The organism is Paratractidigestivibacter faecalis (assembly GCF_003416765.1).
In the GTDB taxonomy this organism is placed as follows: domain Bacteria; phylum Actinomycetota; class Coriobacteriia; order Coriobacteriales; family Atopobiaceae; genus Paratractidigestivibacter; species Paratractidigestivibacter faecalis.
Genome location: NZ_QSNG01000001.1, coordinates 1,784,526 through 1,801,963, shown reverse-complemented (window position 1 = coordinate 1,801,963; position 17,438 = coordinate 1,784,526). Strand labels below are relative to the sequence as shown.

At 66.4% G+C, this 17,438-nt stretch carries 17 protein-coding genes and 2 tRNA genes; 14 read left to right on the top strand and 5 right to left on the bottom strand.

The features are described 5' to 3' along the window. Nucleotides 1-69: 69 nt before the first annotated feature. Genes DXV50_RS08125 through DXV50_RS09995 form a run of 3 tightly spaced genes read left to right on the top strand, consistent with a single transcriptional unit; the run spans nt 70 to nt 1,376 of the window. Nucleotides 70-339 carry an autorepressor SdpR family transcription factor gene (locus tag DXV50_RS08125; RefSeq protein WP_117205718.1) on the top strand — a complete coding sequence of 90 codons (270 nt, stop codon included), beginning with the start codon at nt 70-72 and terminating at the stop codon, nt 337-339. Beyond that, nucleotides 332-1,027: an SdpI family protein gene (locus tag DXV50_RS08120; protein ID WP_117205717.1), complete on the top strand. Its 696-nt coding sequence runs from the start codon at nt 332-334 to the stop codon at nt 1,025-1,027. Before DXV50_RS08125 ends, DXV50_RS08120 begins: the two co-directional genes overlap by 8 nt. Next, nucleotides 936-1,376, top strand: a complete 441-nt coding sequence (locus DXV50_RS09995; RefSeq protein ID WP_269801628.1) for a LysM peptidoglycan-binding domain-containing protein — start codon at nt 936-938, stop codon at nt 1,374-1,376. The genes DXV50_RS08120 and DXV50_RS09995 overlap by 92 nt, the downstream gene beginning before the upstream one ends. Before the next feature lie 191 nt (nt 1,377-1,567). Here DXV50_RS09995 and DXV50_RS08110 read toward each other — a convergent pair whose 3' ends face one another. After that, the gene (locus DXV50_RS08110; RefSeq protein ID WP_117205715.1) at nt 1,568-2,815 is read right to left on the bottom strand and encodes a Fic family protein; all 1,248 of its coding nucleotides are present in this window, start codon (nt 2,813-2,815) and stop codon (nt 1,568-1,570) included. A 195-nt stretch (nt 2,816-3,010) separates the two neighbouring features. Between DXV50_RS08110 and DXV50_RS08105 the strand changes: the two genes are divergently transcribed. Then, nucleotides 3,011-4,378, top strand: a complete 1,368-nt coding sequence (locus DXV50_RS08105; RefSeq protein WP_117204237.1) for an IS3 family transposase — start codon at nt 3,011-3,013, stop codon at nt 4,376-4,378. A 252-nt stretch (nt 4,379-4,630) separates the two neighbouring features. On the opposite strand, the gene DXV50_RS08100 is transcribed toward DXV50_RS08105, so the two are convergent. Both DXV50_RS08100 and DXV50_RS08095 read right to left on the bottom strand, forming a co-directional pair. After that, a complete protein-coding gene (locus tag DXV50_RS08100; protein WP_117205714.1) occupies nt 4,631-5,596 on the bottom strand; it encodes a hypothetical protein in 966 nt (321 codons plus the stop codon). Continuing rightward, nucleotides 5,593-6,636 (bottom strand): response regulator receiver protein, encoded by a 1,044-nt coding sequence (locus tag DXV50_RS08095; RefSeq protein WP_117205713.1) that lies wholly within the window; start codon nt 6,634-6,636, stop codon nt 5,593-5,595. Before DXV50_RS08095 ends, DXV50_RS08100 begins: the two co-directional genes overlap by 4 nt. Before the next feature lie 289 nt (nt 6,637-6,925). On the opposite strand from DXV50_RS08095, the gene DXV50_RS08090 reads away from it, so the two are divergent. After that, nucleotides 6,926-8,149, top strand: a complete 1,224-nt coding sequence (locus DXV50_RS08090) for an iron-containing alcohol dehydrogenase (protein ID WP_117205712.1) — start codon at nt 6,926-6,928, stop codon at nt 8,147-8,149. A gap of 412 nt (nt 8,150-8,561) precedes the next feature. Here DXV50_RS08090 and DXV50_RS08085 read toward each other — a convergent pair whose 3' ends face one another. Beyond that, nucleotides 8,562-10,109, bottom strand: coding sequence for a Mur ligase family protein (locus DXV50_RS08085; RefSeq protein WP_157966993.1), 1,548 nt, complete (start codon nt 10,107-10,109; stop codon nt 8,562-8,564). Between the two features lie 71 nt (nt 10,110-10,180). Here DXV50_RS08085 and DXV50_RS08080 point away from each other — a divergent pair. From DXV50_RS08080 to nagB, 4 genes are all read left to right on the top strand, one after another. Beyond that, nucleotides 10,181-10,256: transfer RNA gene (locus DXV50_RS08080), tRNA-Val, on the top strand. A gap of 67 nt (nt 10,257-10,323) precedes the next feature. Further along, nucleotides 10,324-11,094 carry a ribonuclease PH gene (gene rph / locus DXV50_RS08075; RefSeq protein WP_269801656.1) on the top strand — a complete coding sequence of 257 codons (771 nt, stop codon included), beginning with the start codon at nt 10,324-10,326 and terminating at the stop codon, nt 11,092-11,094. Nucleotides 11,095-11,175: 81 nt separating this feature from the next. Continuing rightward, entirely contained in the window at nt 11,176-11,793 is a 618-nt protein-coding gene (gene rdgB, locus DXV50_RS08070) for an RdgB/HAM1 family non-canonical purine NTP pyrophosphatase (RefSeq protein WP_117205710.1), read from the top strand. 291 nt (nt 11,794-12,084) lie between these two features. Further along, nucleotides 12,085-12,819 carry a glucosamine-6-phosphate deaminase gene (nagB, locus tag DXV50_RS08065; RefSeq protein WP_117205709.1) on the top strand — a complete coding sequence of 245 codons (735 nt, stop codon included), beginning with the start codon at nt 12,085-12,087 and terminating at the stop codon, nt 12,817-12,819. Between the two features lie 110 nt (nt 12,820-12,929). On the opposite strand, the gene DXV50_RS08060 is transcribed toward nagB, so the two are convergent. Then, a complete protein-coding gene (locus DXV50_RS08060) occupies nt 12,930-14,009 on the bottom strand; it encodes a M24 family metallopeptidase (RefSeq protein WP_117205708.1) in 1,080 nt (359 codons plus the stop codon). A gap of 192 nt (nt 14,010-14,201) precedes the next feature. Here DXV50_RS08060 and DXV50_RS08055 point away from each other — a divergent pair, with 192 nt between their 5' ends. The 5 genes from DXV50_RS08055 (at nt 14,202) to DXV50_RS08035 (ending at nt 17,415) form a co-directional block, all read left to right on the top strand. Next, entirely contained in the window at nt 14,202-14,498 is a 297-nt protein-coding gene (locus DXV50_RS08055; RefSeq protein ID WP_117205707.1) for a Veg family protein, read from the top strand. 13 nt (nt 14,499-14,511) lie between these two features. After that, the gene (locus tag DXV50_RS08050) at nt 14,512-15,393 is read left to right on the top strand and encodes a 4-(cytidine 5'-diphospho)-2-C-methyl-D-erythritol kinase (protein ID WP_117205706.1); all 882 of its coding nucleotides are present in this window, start codon (nt 14,512-14,514) and stop codon (nt 15,391-15,393) included. A 15-nt stretch (nt 15,394-15,408) separates the two neighbouring features. Then, nucleotides 15,409-15,485 (top strand) — tRNA-Pro (locus tag DXV50_RS08045). A 154-nt stretch (nt 15,486-15,639) separates the two neighbouring features. Next, a complete protein-coding gene (locus DXV50_RS08040) occupies nt 15,640-17,082 on the top strand; it encodes a helix-turn-helix transcriptional regulator (RefSeq protein WP_147556703.1) in 1,443 nt (480 codons plus the stop codon). 105 nt (nt 17,083-17,187) lie between these two features. After that, nucleotides 17,188-17,415 (top strand): hypothetical protein, encoded by a 228-nt coding sequence (locus DXV50_RS08035; protein ID WP_117205704.1) that lies wholly within the window; start codon nt 17,188-17,190, stop codon nt 17,413-17,415. The last annotated feature ends 23 nt before the right edge of the window (nt 17,416-17,438 follow it).

Below are 17,438 nucleotides of genomic sequence, written 5' to 3'. Positions count from 1 at the left end.
CTGTTATTAGATGGTTGTCTAACTATCTAATAACAGAGAAGTACAAAGACGACCAACCAGGGAGGCGTTATGGCAGGAGAGGGATTCAAGGCACTCGCCGACCCAACGCGCAGACGCATCCTCGAGCTACTCAAGTCGGGCGACCTCACGGTGGGTGAACTCGCCAAGAACTTTGACGTCAGCAAGCCAACACTCAGCCACCACTTGGCAACACTCAAGGCCGCCGGCCTCGTCACAGACGAGCGCCACGGCCAGAACATCGTCTATAGCCTCAACACCACCGTCATGCAGGACCTGATTGGTTGGTTCCTTGGCTTCACGGAGGACTCTCATGAATAGCGCCAACAACGACAGCACCCACGGCCTCATCTCACGCAACTGCCTCATCGCGCTCGCCACGCTTTCCGGCGTGAACGTCATCGCGCACCTCATCGCGCTCCCAAGCTTGCCCGCACAAATTCCCACCCATTGGGGTGCGAGCGGCGAGGTCAACGGCTGGGGGCCAAGCTGGACGGCAGCCGCCTTAGGCGCGCTGCCCCTCGGGATGCTCGTCCTCTTCTACGTGATTCCGCGCATCGATCCCAGAGGCAATGGCTATGTCCGCGCCGGGAAGTTCTACCAGCACTTCGTTGTGGGCTTTACCCTGCTCACGATCGTCATCAGCTGGCTTCCCGAGCTTACCGTCTGGGGCGCGATAGCGGCCAAGGGCTCCACGAACGTCATCGTCTCCGTGCTGATTGGCGCGCTGCTCGTCGGCATCGGCAACTACATGCCCCGTATCGGCCAGAACTACACAATGGGCGTGAAGACCCCCTGGGCCCTCAACGATCCGGAGAACTGGCGCCGCACCCAGCGCTTTGGTGGCAAGTGTTTCGTGCTTATGGGAATTGCCGTCGCAGCATTTGGCCTCGCAGGACCATACCTCACGGACGCTGTTGTCGCAGCGGCGATCAGCGTGGTCTGCCTTGGGGGATGCATCGCGATGTACGCCTATTCCTACCTGCTGTTTGTCGGCAAGATTCGCTAAGAGATCATCCGCACTCGCCCCGCCAGGCCCAAGCATCGACCTTCCCGCCCTCGCACGATTCGGCGAACGGCAGCGGCCCGCACAAGCCGATGATCTCGCGAAGGAGACCTGGGCGGGCGATTACGGTAACGGCAGCCGCCGCAAGGCCGTGCTTGGGCCGCGCTACGACGAGGTTATGGCCGTTATCAACGGGCAGACCAAGACCGAGCAGGTCTACGTGGTTCAGAGCGGAGACACCCTCAGCGGCATCGCGTCCAAGTACGGCACCACGTATCAGGATCTCGCCGCGAAGAACGGCATCGGTAACCCGAACCTAATCTACCCCGGCATGCGCCTGGTTGTCTCCTAGGCCGCTCGTGGTATCCTAACGAAGACGATTGTGCCAACGGCGCACACCTCGGTTCGAGGAGATGCGCAAACGGTGCACCCAAACGCCCGCGCCCCGGCAGTCATCCCTGCCGGGGCGCTTTTTTGACCTGCCAATGGGGACGTTGATTATTTGCAGGTAAAAGGGACACTCCTGCCGGGCTCACTGCGCAGTCACTCTGCGGAAAGCCCCAACAGCTCCTTGGCCTGCGGCGTTAGAACGTAGCGGGAGGGTCGGCGCGTCGTTCTCGCCAATAGGCCCTTGGCCTCAAGTCGCTCGAGCTCCTTTCTTGTGGTGGGGGCCGAGACGCCCAGGTGCTCGCAGGCCTCTCTTTGCGTGAATCCATCGGGCAGCGAGAAGAGCTCGCGCTCGGCGCCAAACCCAAGGAGCCTCCGCCCACGTTCTTCCGACGCCGCCTCAAGATTCGCCAGCCTCTGTTCAAGCAGCTCCACCGCCAGGTGCTTCTCGGCAAGATCTGTAATCAAATCTTCTTGGGCAACGGAGACCAGTTCAAGGAGCATGAGGACAAAATGGGTGCCCTCGGAGCAGTTGAGCCTGTCCTCGGTGGTGTCAAACGCCTTGTAGTAGGCGCTCTTGTGTTCGGAGATGGTGCGGCAGAGAGAAAGCACCGTGGGCTGAGAGAGCAGGTGACTCAGCTGCAGCGCAAGCAGGTAGCGTCCGGTGCGCCCGTTGCCGTCGTAGAAGGGGTGGACGTACTCGAAGAGAAAGTGGCAGAGCGCGGCTCGGCAGAGCTCGGGCACGTCGTTGCGTTTCGAGAGCGAGATCATGTCTCCCAGCAGCTCTTCGATTCTTGCCTCCGGCTCAACGCCCCGGTGGACGACCCTGCCCCCGCGCTTCTCTATGACTACGGGACCGGTGCGAAAGAGGATGCCTCCGACCAGGTCCTTCTCGTCAATGGAGCCCTTGACCACGGAGTCGTAGATGGTCCTGATCTCTTGAAGCGACTGTGGGGGCACGGGATTGTCGGTGAGTCCCAAGTAGAGCTGTGCCAGCTCGAAGAACGGCGCGCGCGTCGCCTCAGCCGCACCCACGTTGTTGCCACGGGTCGCGCGCCCGGCCTCAAGCGCAACCTCGATCTGCTTGCGGGTGCTGTGGACGCCCTCCATCTCGTTGCTGCAGACCACCTCGTCAAGGATGAGGCTGCGGAGAAACGCCCCGCGCGCGGTCCTGGGCAGGCGACCCCAGAGCTCGGAAACGTCCCTCTCGCGGCGAATGACCTGCTCGCTGGCAAGGGACAGCTCCTTGGGCATCGCGCAGAACAGCTCCCCGTGCTCAAGGGCTATGCCCGTGCGGAAGGTGGAGGGGTCTCCAAGTCTCCTCGCCGCCTCGGCGTCGTGGTTCTGAAAGCGCTGGCTGGTCGGGTCTGCATAGAACGTTTTCTTGAGCGTCTGATAGGCCAAAGCGTCCCCAATCTTTTCTTTTTAGGAGAGAGTATAGCCACCAAAAAGAAAAAATAGGCCATTTCTTTCTTTTTCACGGTCGCACTGTAGCCAAAAAAGAAAGCCCTCAAATTGGGGACGTGTTCAAATTTGCGCAAAAAACGGGGGTGCGGACGAAAAGTTGGACGCCGACAGGCGTCCGGATTGGAGCCCGCAATGTACTCGAGCGACGAGAGGGACGCCATCCTGGGGCTCTGGCGCGAGTCCGGCCGGCCGGCCCACAGGTTCGCCAGGGAGTCGGGGCTCGCCTCCGCCGAGTCGATCAGGCGCTGGGCGTCCGGCGACCTGGGCGTCGGCTGGCACGCCCCCTATACTCTTGCCCAGAGGGCCGACGCCGCGCGCAGGGCGCTCGCCGGGGAGGACCCCGCCGAGGTCGCCGCGTCGATCGGCTGCCACCCGGAGACCGTGCGCGGCTGGGCCCGCGCCGCGGGGAGGGAGGGCGAGGTGTCGCTCGCGAACGGACGGGGCGCCCCGCGCGTGCCGCCGCCGGCCGACCCCGGGGACCTGGAGGCCCTCAGGGCCGAGAACCGGGCCCTGAGGCTGGAGCTCGCCAGGGCCGAGGCGGTGTTGGACGTCCTAAAAGGAGGCGGCCCGGGGCGGGGCCCGGACTCGCTGACGGCGGCGGAGAGGGCGCTGGTCGCCGACGCCCTTAGGCCCGGGTTCGGCCTGGAGGACGCCCTGCGCGCGGCCGGCGTGGCGCGCAGCACCTACTACTACCACCGCGCCCGCAGGGGCGCCCCCGACCGCCTGGCCGCCCTGAGGGCGCGGGTGCGCGCCCTGTTCGAGGCCGGGGGCGGGGCCTGGGGCTACCGCACGATATGGGCGAGGCTGCGCCTGGACCCCGACGAGCCCCTGGCGGTCTCCGAGAAGGTCGTGAGGCGCGTCATGCGCGAGGAGGGGCTCGAGGTGCGCTACCTGAGGCGCCGCAGGCGCTGGAGCAGCTATGCCGGCGAGGTCTCCGAGGCCCCTCCCAACCTGCCGCTGCGCCCCGACGGCACCCACGACTTCTCCGCCTCGCGCCCCAACGAGCTGTGGGTCACCGACGTCACCATGTTCACGATAGGGTCGGGGCGCTGCTGGCTGTCGCCGGTGGTCGACTGCTTCGACGGGGCGGTCGTGGCGTGGACCCTGTCGGAGTCCCCCGACGCCCGCATGGCCGACTCGATGCTGGAGGCGGCGGCCTCGACGCTCGCGGCCGGCGAGCGGCCCGTGGTCCACACCGACCGCGGCTGCCACTACAGGTGGCCGGGCTGGGCGGCGATATGCGAGCGCCACGGCCTGGTGCGCAGCATGTCGAGGAAGGGCCGCAGCCCCGACAACGCCGCGGCCGAGGGCTTCTTCGGCCGGCTCAAGCAGGAGTTCTACCACGGCAGGGACTGGTCCGGGGTGGGCTTCGAGGAGTTCCGGCGGCGCCTGGCGGGCTACCTCGCCTACTACAACTCGGGCAGGATCAAGCGGAGCCTGGGGTGGAGGAGCCCGGAGCAGTACCGCAGGGACCTGGGGTACTCTCTCCGTAGTGTCTAAGAAATTGTCCGCACCCCCAACGAACACGTCCCCAATTTGAGGGGCGTGTGCCTTGGGATCTGCGCAAAAGAGCCTTCCGCTGGAGGCCGTATTTGCGCGCGAGGTGGTTTTCGGTGCGTTTGCTCAAAGTTGCCCTCCAGTGGAGGCGAAACTTGAGCGCCGAGAAGCACTTTGGGCCTTTCGCGCAGAAACGCCTTCCAGCGGAAGCCAAATCTGAGCGGGGCGACTGTCCGGCCCCGTCCCCGGTCTCGGCTACCAGTCCAGGTCGTTGCGCTGGGCAAAGGCCTCGGCGCTGGCGGAGATGCCGGGCTGGGCGGCGGCCCAGTTGATGAAGTCGGGCACGTCGGCGATGGTGGGCTCCATCTCGTGCACGGCCAGCGTGGCCTCCTCCAGGGAGTTCACCGCCACGGGAGGACGGTCGGGCAGGTAGACCTCCACAAACACGGGCCTCATCAGGGCATACGAGCCGCCCTGGCACAGCCGGTCAAAGCCCGCCAGCGCGCGCCTGGCCGCGCTCATGCGGCCCAGCTTGTACATCAGCACGCACCTGGAGAGGCTCGTCCACGCGTTGTCGTGCCTGCCAAAGCGGGCGTCAAGCTGGTCAAAGCCCTCCTCGTCCTCAAGGCGAGCCAGCGCGATGGCCTCCGTGTGCCGGCAGCCGAGCTCGTCGGTGGGCGCCACGGCAATCACGCGCTCGCAGGCCTGGGCGGCCAGCCGGTAGCGCGCGCCGTCGAGCAGCGTGCGGCTGATGGCCGCCTCCAGCCTCAGCTTGGGGCGAGAAAAGACGTCCGCCCAGAGGTCGCATCCCTCGGGCGCGTCGCTGGCGGCGTCCGTGCCGTCGTGCAGGCCCAGCAGCTGCTCCAGCAGCGAGTCCGGGTCAAGGTCTGCCGCCAGGGTGCCCACGAGCTGCGCGTCCAGGCACTTCTCGTCAAGGGCAAGGGCGCGGGCGCAGCCGGCCTGCAGGTTGGTCAGGCGCTTCTGCCGGGCCTTCTGGTACTCGTCGTCCTCAAGCAGGTCGTCGTTGTTGAGCGAGGCGTCGTAGGCCGAGAAGGCGCGCTCGAGCTCCACGTAGGCCTCCTCGGCGGGGGAGTCCACAAACGCGGAGGGGTTCTCCCTCACCGCAAGCAGCAGCTCGGCAAACCCCTGGTCAGAGAGGTCGCCCAAGGCCTTGCGCCTGCGGGCCGCGCAGCGCTGGATAAGCTCCTCGTGCACGTTCACTTGCCCTGCACCCCCTCCTGGCGCATCTCGGCCGCCACCTGCAGGGCAACGGCGGGGTACATCCCGGCCACCTGCGCGGCAACCCAGGCGCCCAAGACGCCGCGACCGGTGCGGTCCGCGCCCTCCTGCAGCAAGACGATGCCCTCGCTGGCGGCAATGATCAGCTCGTCGGCGCTGTAGGGCGCCACGTACAGGCGGGCAAACTCACCGTCCGGCAGCTCCGTCTGGCGCAGCAGCGTGACGGCGGCCTCGGGGTACGTCCTGCAGATGTGGGCGAGAAGCCCCTGGGCCTCCTCCATGTGGCAGGCCTTGTGGGCAAGCGCCATGCGGGCCATGAGCATCCAGGCGTCGTCGGCCCCGCGCGTGGGGGAGATCTTGGCGTAGCGCGCCTCGAGGGCGTCCAGCCCGGACTCGTCCTCGAGCTTTGCCAGCGCGTAGGCGTAGGTGAAGCGCACGTCGCAGGTGTCGGCCGGGTCGCTCTGGAGCAGGCGCTCGCACCAGCTGATGGCCTCGCGGTTGCGGCCGCAGATGAGCGCGCCCTCGGCAAGCGATGCAAGCCAGCGCCAGTAGGGGCGCATGGCCAGCGCGCGGCACAGGGCCACGCGCTCCTCGTCCTCCGAGGGGTCCTGCGCGTCGCGGGCCTGCTCGCAGGCGGCGCGCACCTCGGGCTCCCGCTTGACCAGGAACTCGTGGCGGGCGTCGAGCCCCGCGACTTCCGGCCCGGACTTCATGCGCAGGGCGTCAAAGCACTTCTCGTCGAGCGAGAGGGCCTCGTCCAGCAGGGACTGGCCGTGGCGGATGAGCTCGGCCGCCTGGTCGGGCTCGGCAAACGGCAGCTTGTAGTCAATGAGCTCGGTGGCACGGCACACCAGGTGGAAGGCGCGGTCCGCGTCGGTCTGGGGAAGGGAGTCCCTCTCCTGGGCAAAGCGCCGGCCAAAGTCCGTGAACTCCCTGGCCGCTGCCAGGTCCAGCGGGTCTATGGTGCGAACGAAGCGCAGCGCAAGGCGCTGGTAGTCCTCGCGTCTGGGGTCATGTGCCATGGGGTCTCCTCTCAGGCCCCTATGGTACCTGACATGAGCGAGCTAAACCTGACTTATACCCACCCATGCACGGCGCGTTCTTCTTGGCTAGCAAAAAACCTTGAGCGGGGCGATTTTTTACGCAACCGACTTGGGCCGGCCGCGGCTTCCCCGGACTGCTATGCTTACGGCTGACTGGGGCGAGGGGATAAGCCTCAGGTCAAGGACTTCCAACTTTGCCAAAAACAAGGGGGCTCGCCTCTTGTTTGCAATCCGTCGCGGGGGCGACGGCATACGAATTGGAGGAGTTATGGGACGTTTTACCAACCCGCGTGACCTTTACTTTGGAGAGGGCGCCCGCCACGAGGTCAAGAACCTCAAGGGTAGCAAGGCCATCATCGTCTCTGGCGGCGGCTCCATGCGTCGCGGCGGCTTCCTTCAGGACATCCAGAAGGACCTCGAGGACGCCGGCTTTGAGGTCAAGCTCTTCGAGGGCGTCGAGTCCGATCCTTCCATCACCACGGTGATGAAGGGCGCCGAGGCCATGCGCGAGTTCGAGCCCGACTGGATCATCGCCCTGGGCGGCGGCTCCCCGATCGACGCCGCAAAGGCCATGTGGGTCTTCTACGAGTACCCCGAGGAGTCCTTCGAGAACATCATCCAGCCGTTCTCCTTCCCTGAGCTGCGCCAGAAGGCTCACTTCTGCGCCATCTCCTCTACCTCCGGCACCGCTACCGAGGTCACCGCGTTCTCCGTCATCACGGACTACGACAAGGGCATCAAGTACCCGCTGGCCGACTTCAACATCACCCCTGACGTGGCCATCGTCGACCCCGAGCTGACCTACAGCATGCCCGCCAAGCTCTGCGCCCACACCGGCATGGACGCCCTGACCCACTGCATGGAGGCCTACGTCTCCACCTTCGCCTCCATGTTCACCGATGCCAACGCCCTCCACGGCATCCGTGAGATCGTCGAGTGGCTGCCCAAGTCCTACACCGGCGACAAGGAGGCCCGTCAGCACATGCACGAGGCCCAGTGCATCGCCGGCATCGCCTTCTCCTCTGGCCTGCTGGGCATCGTCCACTCCATGGCCCACAAGACCGGTGCCGCCTTTGAGAACGGCCACATCATCCACGGTGCCGCCAACGCCATGTACCTGGGCAAGGTCATCCAGTGGAACTCCAAGGACCCGCGCGCTGCCGAGCGCTACGCCTACGTTGCCAAGGAGGTCCTGCACCTTCCGGGCGAGACCACCGAGGAGCTCGTTGCCGCTCTGGTTCAGAAGATCCGCGACATGAACGACCAGCTCAACATCCCGCAGTCCATCAAGGACTATGCCAACGGCGGCGTCAAGGTGGACGCCGAGCACCCGCAGATGGTCTCCGAGGAGGAGTTCCTCGCCAAGCTGCCGACCATCGCCGCCAACGCCGAGCAGGACGCCTGCACGCCGGAGAACCCGCGTGAGACCAAGGCCGCTGACTTCGAGAAGATCCTGAAGGCCTGCTACTACGACACGGACATCGACTTCTAAGTCCGGGAGTTAACGTTCCTGACGGGCGCCCCCACTCGCCTCTCCACGAAAGTGACCTCGCGCAAAGTACGCGCTCAGAAGCACTTTCTTAGGAGAGGTCGAGTGGGGGCGCCCTGCTGTTGACGCTGTCGCCGGACTTGGAAGCCGATGGGAGTGTCGGGGTAGCAGAGGGCCTGTTGCCGCCTGGGGTGCGGGTTGGCAGCTACGTTTGCGTTTTATTGCGGGAGCGCCCGGTAGCGGCCCAATCTGCACCTCTGCCAACTGGGCAAACGTGCCTAGAAATTGGGCCGCTACTCGTCCTTCCGCTACAAAACGCAAACGTAGCGTGCGGCGGCAAAAAAGAGGCGAGAAACTCGCGCTTCTCGCCTCTGATGAGTCATCTTGTCTGTGTAGATGCTGCCTGCGACGCCGTTTACTGCTCGGACTTGGCCTTGGCGGCGTGCTCGCGGACGGCGTCCTGGAAGATGTCGCCGTCGGGGCGGCAGGGGACGAAGTCGTTGCCCTCGTGCTGGCGGGTCTCGTCGCCCTTGGCAAGCAGGCAGACGATGGCCGGGCCCTCGCCCTCGTAGGCAAGCTCCGTCGCGCGGCGCACAGCAGCCTCGCGGTCAAGAATGACCTCGTAGGGGGTGCCGGCCGGCGTGGCGTCGGCCATCTGCTGGCAGATTTCCTCCAGCGGGTCGTTGGCCGGGTCCTCCTCGGTGTAGATGAGGTAGTCGGCCCACTTGGCGGCCTCCTGCGGCAGCTCCGTGCGGCGCTCGTAGGCCTTGCCTCCCGGCGCGCCAAAGAGGGCGATGATCCGGTAGCCCGGGAACTCCTTCTTCACAGACGGGAAGAACCGCTGGTAGGACAGCTTGTTGTGGGCGTAGTCAACGAGCGCCGTCACCTTCTGGTCCGGCGTGGAGAGAAGCTCCATGCGCCCGGGTACCTTGGCGCGCGAGAGCGGCCCCACGATGTCCTCCTCCGGGATGCCCAGCAGCTCGCAGATGGCAATGGTGGCCAGCGCGTTGTCCACGTTGAAGAGGCCCGGCATGGAGAGCACGCAGCTGCCCTCCCAGCTGGGGGTGTGGGCAACAAACTGCACGTAGCCATAGCCGGACTGGATGTCCGAGGCCCAGACGTCAGCGCCCTTGCGCCCCTCCGCAGAGAAGCGCAGCACGCGCGGGCAGCGGCTGGCGCGCTCGGCAATGACGTCGGCATGCTCGCAGTCCATGTTGATCACGGCGGAGCGGCAGATGTCAAAGATGCGCAGCTTGCTCTCGAAGTAGTCCTCAAAGTCCGGGTGCTCCACGGGAGAGATGTGGTCGCGCCCGATGTTGAGGAAGCAGGCCACGTCAAGCGTGAGGCCCAGCACGCGGTCGTACTTGAGGCCCTGGCTCGAGACCTCCATGTCCATGTAGGGCAGGCCGGCCTCGCGCGCGTTGGCCAGGTGACGCCAGAGGTCCGGGCTCTCTGGGGTGGTGTTGTGGCTCTCGGAGTTCTCCACGCCGTCAAAGGTGTCAATGGAGCCGATGACGCCCGTGCCGGAGTAGGGCTCCTCGCCGTCCAGCACGGAGCGCAGCATGTAGGAGACCGTGGACTTGCCCTTGGTGCCCGTGATGCCCACGACCTTGATGTCGTGGTCGGGGTGGCCGAAGGCGTCCGCGGAGGCATATGCCATGGCGCGGCGCAGGTCGGAGGCCACGAGGGCGGGCACGCCGGGGGCCGCCTGCTCCAGGGAGTCTGCGTGCTCCTCGTCGCACAGATAGGCGACAGCGCCCTTCTCGAGCGCGCTCACGAGGTAGGCCGGGCGGAATGCCTGGCCCTTGCACACGAAGACGTGCCCCGGGCGGACGACGCGGGAGTCGCAGTCGCAGCCGGTGACGGGCGTGGCGCCCGCCTCTTGCGTGAGGTTGCGGACCTCGGCGAGCGTCCCCCGCGCGCGGAGAAGCTCGGCGATGCCGCTGAGGTTTGTCGTATTCATGGCTCCAGTATACGGCCTGGGACGGCGTTGGCGGCGCCAAGCCGGGCGTATGGTACACTCGCACATTGTTCGGGCGATTGGCGCAGTGGCTAGCGCAGGTGCCTTACACGCACAAGGTCGGGGGTTCGAACCCCTCATCGCCCACCAGAAGAATCCGGCCCTCGGCCCGCGCTTGCGGCCGGGGGCCTTGTTGGATGAAAGGACTCACGTGCCCATCATCATCAAGAACCCAACCGGTGCCCCGGACGGCGCGTCAGGCGAGAAGCCCGCGCGCAGCTTTGGCCGCGCCGCGGACCAGATGCGCCCGGTCACGCTGACTCCCGGCGTCATCAAGAACGCAAGCGGGTCCTGCATGGCCGAGTTCGGCGACACGCGCGTGCTGTGCTGCGCCACCGTTGAGGAGTGCGTGCCGCGCTGGCGCAAGGGCCAGGGCGCCGGATGGGTCACGGCCGAGTACGCCATGCTGCCCGCCAGCACCAACCGCCGCACCCCGCGCGAGTACAAGGGTCGCAAGGGCCGCTCCATGGAGATTGAGCGCCTCATCGGCCGCAGCCTGCGCGCCGTCTGCCGCCTGGACAAGCTGGGCGAGTACACCATCACCCTGGACTGCGACGTCATCCAGGCGGACGGCGGCACCCGTACCGCCTCGGTCACGGGTGCCTGGGTGGCCCTGCACGACGCGCTCATGGGCCTGGTGGACGCCGGCAAGCTGCCGCGCCTGCCCCTGACCGGCCAGGTGGCCGCGGTCTCCTGCGGCATCGTGGGCGGCAAGCCCCTGCTTGACCTGGACTATCCCGAGGACAGCCACGCCGACGTGGACCTCAACCTGGTCCGCACCGACGTCGGCGGCATCGTGGAGGTCCAGGGCACCGGCGAGCGCTCCACGCTCAGCCGCGCCGAGCTGGACGCCCTCCTGGACATGGGCCAGGCCGGCGTCGCCCACCTCATCGAAATCCAGAACCAGGTCACCGGCTTCAGAAGTTGACAAAGGGACAGTCCCTTTGTCAACTTTCCAGATGAGAAAAAGGAACAGTCCCTTTCTCTCATTCAGAAGGGAACCACATCAATGATTGACATCAAGACGCTTGACCCGCAGAAGACCGTGGTGGTTGCCACGGGCAACGCGCACAAGGTCGTGGAGATAGAGGCCATCCTCTCCGAGGTCATGCCGGGCGTGCGCTTTGTGGCCCTCGGCGAGCTGGGGGACTTCCCCGACCCGGTGGAGGACGGCGCGGACTTCTACGAGAACGCCCTCATCAAGGCGCGTGCTGCCCAGGAGCAGACGGGCCTCTCCATGGCCGTGGCCGATGACTCCGGCCTGTGCGTGGACGCCCTGGACGGCGCCCCGGGCATCTTCTCGGCGCGCTGGGCCGGCGAGCACGGAAACGACGCGGCCAACAACCAGAAGCTGCTGGTCGAGCTCACGGACGTGGCCGACGAGGAGCGCACGGCGCACTTCCACTCCAGCGTGGTGTTCGTCCGCGGCCAGGAGGTCCTGCGCGGCGACGGCGACGTCCAGGGCGTCATCGGCCACGAGCTGCGCGGCTCCAACGGCTTTGGCTACGACCCGCTCTTCTGGCCCGTGGAGACCCCGGGCCGCACCATGGCCGAGCTTTCTCCCGGCGAGAAGAACCACCTCTCGCACCGCTACCACGCGCTCAAGGACCTTGCCTCCAGGCTCTAGCGCCGGGGTGGCCGGAAGGCCCCGGACAGCCCTTCCCTGGTTCTTAAATCTGAGCCACCCGCAGGCATCCCGCAACGGTGGCATCGCTAAAGAAATACCAGCTCAGAGTATTTGTCGCCAAGGTGTGCCGCTTGCCTGAAAGTCATGGCAAGCGGCACCTTTTTGCGGCATGATGGTGCCGACCGGGCGCGTCCCGGGCCGCCATGGACGGGCAGGGGCCTCGACGTGGCGGGTGCGTCTCACCGTCTTTGCGACCTCGCCCTGGTGGTCGCCAACAGAAGGGGTGCACCCATGAAGATCGTCCGTGCAAAAGACTATGCCGACATGAGCCGCAAGGCCGCAAACCTCATCTCCGCGCAGGTCATCCTCAAGCCTGACTGCGTGCTCGGCCTTGCCACCGGCAGCACGCCCATTGGCGCCTACAAGCAGCTCTCCGAGTGGTATCAGAAGGGCGACGTGGACTTCTCGCAGGTCAGCACCTACAACCTGGACGAGTACCGCGGCCTCTCCCACGATGACCCGCAGAGCTACCACTACTTCATGCGCGACAACTTCTTCAACCACATCAACATCGACATCAACAACACGCACGTGCCCGACGGCGCCAACCCCGACGCCGCTGCCGCCTGCGCCGAGTACGACGCCATGGTCGCTGCCGCCGGCTACCCTGACCTGCAGCTCCTTGGCATCGGCAACAACGGCCACATCGGCTTCAACGAGCCCGATGACCACTTCTCCAAGGGCACGCACTGCGTGGACCTCACCGAGAGCACCATTCAGGCCAACAGCCGCCTGTTCGACAGCATCGACCAGGTCCCGCGCCAGGCCTACACCATGGGCACCCAGACCATCATGTACGCCCGCATGATCGTCATCGTGGCCAACGGCGAGAAGAAGGCCCAGGCCGTGCGTGACATGTGCTTTGGTCCGGTCACCCCGCAGTGCCCCGCGTCCATCCTGCAGCTGCACACCAACTGCGTCGTGGTCGCCGACGAGGCTGCCCTCGCCCTCTGCCCGGAGGCGTAGGTCGCGTCCCGAGGGCAGCCTTCCCAGGCAAAGCAGAAGCGCCGCAGGTCAGTGGCCTGCGGCGCTTCTTGTGTTTCTCGCCAGGCGAGAAGTGCGCGCTGTTCGCGCCGCTAGACGTTGAGGACCGTGAGGTCTTTGCTGTAGTGGTTGAGGACCTCGCAACCGTCGGCGGTCACGATGACCAGGTCCTCCACGCGAACGCCGATGTCTCCGGGCAGGTAGATGCCGGGCTCGATGGAGAAGACCTGCCCCTCGCGGACGGGCTCGTCGTGCGTGGCGGAGACGTCGCCCGGCTCGTGGTCGACGAGGCCGATCTGGTGGCCAAGGCGATGCGTGAAGTACTCGCCCCAGCCGGCGTCCTCGATGACCTTGCGTGCGGTGAGGTCGATCTGGGCAAACGTCACGCCGGGTCGGACGATCTTCTCGGCAGCCTCGTTGGCGCGGCGCACGGTCTCGTAGACGGCGCGCTGGTGCTCGGTGGGCTCGGCGGTGAAGAACGTGCGTGTCATGTCGGAGCAGTACCAGTCCTGCTTGCAGCCCACGTCAAAGAGGACCACGTCGCCGCGGTTGAAGGCGGTGCCGTCGGGGCCGTGGTGCGGGTCCGCGCCGTTGGCGCCAAAGCTCACGATGGGCGCAAACGAGTGGTCCTGGGCGCCCAGGCGACGGTACTCGCCCAGGAGGCCGTCGGCAATCTCGAGCTCGGTCACGCCGGGGCGCACCTGGGACGCCAGCCACTCCATGGCGGCGTCGTTGGTGGCGGAGGCGTGGCGCATGAGCTCCCGCTCGCGGGCGTCCTTGATGGAGCGGGCGTCGTCAACGGCGGCGCTGGCCAGGCTAAACGTCGTGGCGCAGCCGGCATCCATGAGGGGCACGAGCCAGCGGGCCGCAAGCTCCTTGTCCACGCCGAGCGGCTTTGCGTGGTCGGTGACCTGGGCCACCAGGGCCACCGGGTTGTCGGTGTCGCTGAAGGTGCGCACGTCCTCGCAGGCGCCGCCGGCCTCCGGGAAGAGGCGGTTGAGGAAGAGCGTCGGGGTGCCCTCGGCGGGGACGTAGAGCGCAAGGAAGCGCTCGTAGGGCTCGGTGTAGTAGCCGCACAGCCACCAGATGGAGAGCGGGTCGACAAGAAGCGCCTGCTCAAGACCCTGGTTCCTGAGGTTTGCCCTGACCTTTGCAAGACGGTCCTGGTTCATGGGAAGTCCTTTCTCTCGGGCGTTCACGGGCATTGTAGACCGCCTGCGGCGGACTCCCGTTGGCAAGTGGTATTTGGCCGTGTTCTTGTCGTGGGGAAGCACTAAAGGCGTGCAAGGTCAATACCGTTTGCGGGTATCATTTAGAATCGTATATGACTGTTTACCGCCCAAGCTGGGCGTTGGAGGGTATCCATGGAGAACGAGATTCCGTCCGTCAACCGCGTTGACGAAATCAAAGACCGACTCAGGGACCTCGAGGGCCAGCGCATCAAGGTCCGTGCCAACATGGGTCGCTCTCGCATCGTCGAGCGCGCCGGCACCCTCGTGCACGTGCACCCCTCCCTCTTTGTGGTCGAGGTCGAGGAACGCCGCGGCCGCACCGCCCGCCAGTCCTACCAGTACGTGGACATCCTGACCGGCACCGTCGAGCTCTTTGACATTGACTCCGGCGAGCGCCTCTTTGACTACGTGGCCGAGGAGCAGCAGTAGGAAGGCCTAGGACATGCCAGGTCGCCAGACTGTCCAGACACCTTGCAAAATCAACCTCCACCTGGGCATTCACTCCCAGCTTGACGAGCGCGGCTACCACCGCGTCGACTCCGTTATGGCGCCCGTCGCGCTGTTTGACACCATCGTCATAGAGGACGCGCCCGCTCTCTCCGTCACGCATGAGCCCGCGCTGTGCGTGCCGCCGCAGAAGACCACGGTCTGGAAGGCCGCGTGCCTTTTGGCCGAGGAGCTGGGCGTGGAGCCTGCCGTCAGCATCACCGTGACGGCCCGCATCCCCGAGAAGGCCGGCCTGGGCGGCTCGTCCGCGGACGCCGGTGCCACCCTCCGCGCGCTGGCCGAGCGCTGGGGCGCAGAGCCGCTCGACCCGCGCGTTGTTGCAGTCGCCCGCCGCGTGGGAGCCGACGTGGCGTTCTTCCTTGACCCGGTGCCCTCCCTGCACCTGGGCGCAGGCGACGTCCTCACGGAGCGCTTCGGCGGGCTGGCGCTGCCCGTCGCGCTGGTCATGCCCGAGGGCGAGGGCGTCTCCGCCAAGGCCGCCTACGACGAGTTTGACCTGGAGCCCACCGTGCCCGCCGACTACGACGCCATCTGCGAGGCGCTGCGCGCCGGTGACGCCGCAGCCGCGCGCGGGCTTCTCTACAACAACCTGGCGCCGGCCGCCAAGCGCCTGCAGCCGGGTTGCGCCGAGGTCGAGGCCTGGATGGCCGAGCAGCCTGAGGCCCTCACCGCCATGGTGACTGGCTCCGGTAGCTGCGTCTTTGCGGTTTGCCAGAGCCTTGGGGACGCGCGGGCGCTGGCCGAGCGCGCCGCCCAGAAGCGCGGCTGGTGGTCTTTTGCCACATTGACGGTTGGCGAGCCGCAAAAAGTCTGCTAAACTTCTCCCTTGCATCGGGTTGTGGCTCAGCTTGGTAGAGCGCTCGGTTCGGGACCGAGAGGTCGCTGGTTCGAATCCAGTCAACCCGACCACGATTGCACAAGGTCGTCGGCGTCTGCCGGCGGCCTTTTTTGTTGCCGCCCGCCGTTGACTCGGGTCAACGTGGCGATTCCGCCCCGTGCCGTCGGGGTATCTGGCGCGCCGCCCGCCTAGAATGGCCAAAAGCACCCGAGAGGGGAGGGCACCATGGAACGGAAGGCCAGGTTGGAGGATGGCTTTGCCTCCATGCGCCCCATTGTGTCGCTCTCGCTGTTCTACGTGCTGTTTCTCTCCATGGAATCCCTTCTTGACGAGCGCGCCGCGGCCTTTCTGCCGCCTGACGCGGTGGCCTTTGCCGAGTCCGTAGCTGCCACCGCGAGCCTGGTTGGCTTTCTGCTGTATGCCCTCGTCCGGATGCGCGTGCCAGGGTTTGCGTCGCTGATCCACGCCTCGGGCACGCTGTCTGCCGTGGGCCTGCTGGCAACATCCCTGGTGCCGGGCGCCCTGGCGCTCCTGGCCAGCGGCCTTGCGACCATGCTCTTCGTGGGATTTGCCGGAGCCGCTGCCCATGAGGCGCTGGCCAGGCGCTTTGCCGACGGACCGGAAATCGCCCGCGCCGTTGGCGGCGCGTATGCCGCGGGCATCGTGGTCCAGTGCCTGCTGATGGCCGTGGTGCCCACACCCGTTGTCCTGGTTCTTCTGCTTGCGGCCCCTGCCGCTGCCATGCCCGTCCTGGCCGCGTGCTGCCTCGGGGAGGACGGCGTCGGCCTGGAGGGGCCTCCCGCACCCGGCGGCCAGGGCCGTCCCGTGCGGGGAGTGGCACTTCTCGCCTTGCTTATAGCGCTCATGACCTGTGTGTTCTCTACGGTGGACGTCAACCTCACCAGCGCGCAGGCGGACGGCCTGGCCGACCTGGGCGCCTGGACCAGGCTCCTCCTGGCAATATCTGCCCTGGTTGCCGGCGAGGTCACGGACCGCCTTGACCACCGCTGGGAGCCTGGGCTCATGGCGGTGGTGACCACGCTCGCAAGTTTTGCCGTCTTTGCGGTGATGCAGGGAGCGCAGTGGGCTCTGGCGAGCGCGGTCTACTATCTGGGTTCGGGCTTCTTCGTGGTGTTCTACACCTCGGCCTTCATGCTCGTGGCGAGGGAGTCCGGCTGCTACGCGCTGTGGTCGGGCATGGGCGGCGCCCTCAACAGCGCGGTCTCGCTCCTGATGGCCGCACCGGCGCTCGCGCTCGTTTCGGAGAGAAGCGCTCTGGCCGAGACCGCCGTCATCCTGGCAATCCTTGCGGCCATGCTCGCCGTGACCTTCCTGGTCATCCTGGGACCGCGGCCGGAGCCGGCCCTTCCCCTGTTTGACGAGAAGGACGCGCCTGTCTTGGCCGCCCCCACCAGCGACGAGCGCCTGGCGGCCTTTGCCCTCGAGTTCGCGCTCACCGAGCGGGAGACCGAGGTGCTCCAGGCCATGGTGACCTCGCGCCAGAGCGTGCAGGACCTCGCGCGAACCCTGTGCCTTTCTCGCACGGCGTTCTACCGGCACGTGGCCAGCATGAATGCCAAGACCGGCACCGCAAATCGCGTGGAGCTCATGCACTTCTTCTTTGACTGGGTTCCCGGGCCGCAGGATGGTACATCTGACCAGCGCTGACGCCAAGTTTGGGACGTTTGTAACCTACCGAGATCTCACGGCGTGGGAGACCATCGGGCCATGCGCCGGGCGCTTGGGCCAGGCCAGAAGCGAGAAGGGGCTCTCATGAGAACGACGTCGAGGATGCGCTGGAACGTGCCGAACACGGCGGTGGGGAGGATCTTTCTGGTTGCCATTGCCCTGGACGATGACGCGGCGCTGGGCCGCGCCAGCGCGGGGGAGGGCCGGGAGCGCCAAGCCCGTCTCGAGGACGTGGCGCGCAGCGTCTTTGCCCTTCCGGGGCGCCCCCGCATCTCTCGCGGCCGCCCGCTGCGGTGCCAACGGGGTGCTTAACCGGGGATAAAAACGTTTTGGGT

What these genes read in the sequence shown, in the direction of transcription:
- DXV50_RS08105 (WP_117204237.1), top strand. Translation starts at nt 3,011, where the DNA reads ATGTACTCGAGCGACGAGAGGGACGCCATCCTGGGGCTCTGGCGCGAG.
- nagB (WP_117205709.1), top strand. Translation starts at nt 12,085, where the DNA reads ATGAAGATCGTCCGTGCAAAAGACTATGCCGACATGAGCCGCAAGGCC.
- DXV50_RS08125 (WP_117205718.1), top strand. Translation starts at nt 70, where the DNA reads ATGGCAGGAGAGGGATTCAAGGCACTCGCCGACCCAACGCGCAGACGC.
- DXV50_RS08120 (WP_117205717.1), top strand. Translation starts at nt 332, where the DNA reads ATGAATAGCGCCAACAACGACAGCACCCACGGCCTCATCTCACGCAAC.
- DXV50_RS08055 (WP_117205707.1), top strand. Translation starts at nt 14,202, where the DNA reads ATGGAGAACGAGATTCCGTCCGTCAACCGCGTTGACGAAATCAAAGAC.
- DXV50_RS08040 (WP_147556703.1), top strand. Translation starts at nt 15,640, where the DNA reads ATGGAACGGAAGGCCAGGTTGGAGGATGGCTTTGCCTCCATGCGCCCC.
- DXV50_RS08060 (WP_117205708.1), bottom strand. Translation starts at nt 14,009, where the DNA reads ATGAACCAGGACCGTCTTGCAAAGGTCAGGGCAAACCTCAGGAACCAG.
- DXV50_RS08035 (WP_117205704.1), top strand. Translation starts at nt 17,188, where the DNA reads ATGAGAACGACGTCGAGGATGCGCTGGAACGTGCCGAACACGGCGGTG.
- DXV50_RS08095 (WP_117205713.1), bottom strand. Translation starts at nt 6,636, where the DNA reads ATGGCACATGACCCCAGACGCGAGGACTACCAGCGCCTTGCGCTGCGC.
- DXV50_RS08050 (WP_117205706.1), top strand. Translation starts at nt 14,512, where the DNA reads ATGCCAGGTCGCCAGACTGTCCAGACACCTTGCAAAATCAACCTCCAC.
- DXV50_RS08090 (WP_117205712.1), top strand. Translation starts at nt 6,926, where the DNA reads ATGGGACGTTTTACCAACCCGCGTGACCTTTACTTTGGAGAGGGCGCC.
- rdgB (WP_117205710.1), top strand. Translation starts at nt 11,176, where the DNA reads ATGATTGACATCAAGACGCTTGACCCGCAGAAGACCGTGGTGGTTGCC.
- DXV50_RS08085 (WP_157966993.1), bottom strand. Translation starts at nt 10,109, where the DNA reads ATGAATACGACAAACCTCAGCGGCATCGCCGAGCTTCTCCGCGCGCGG.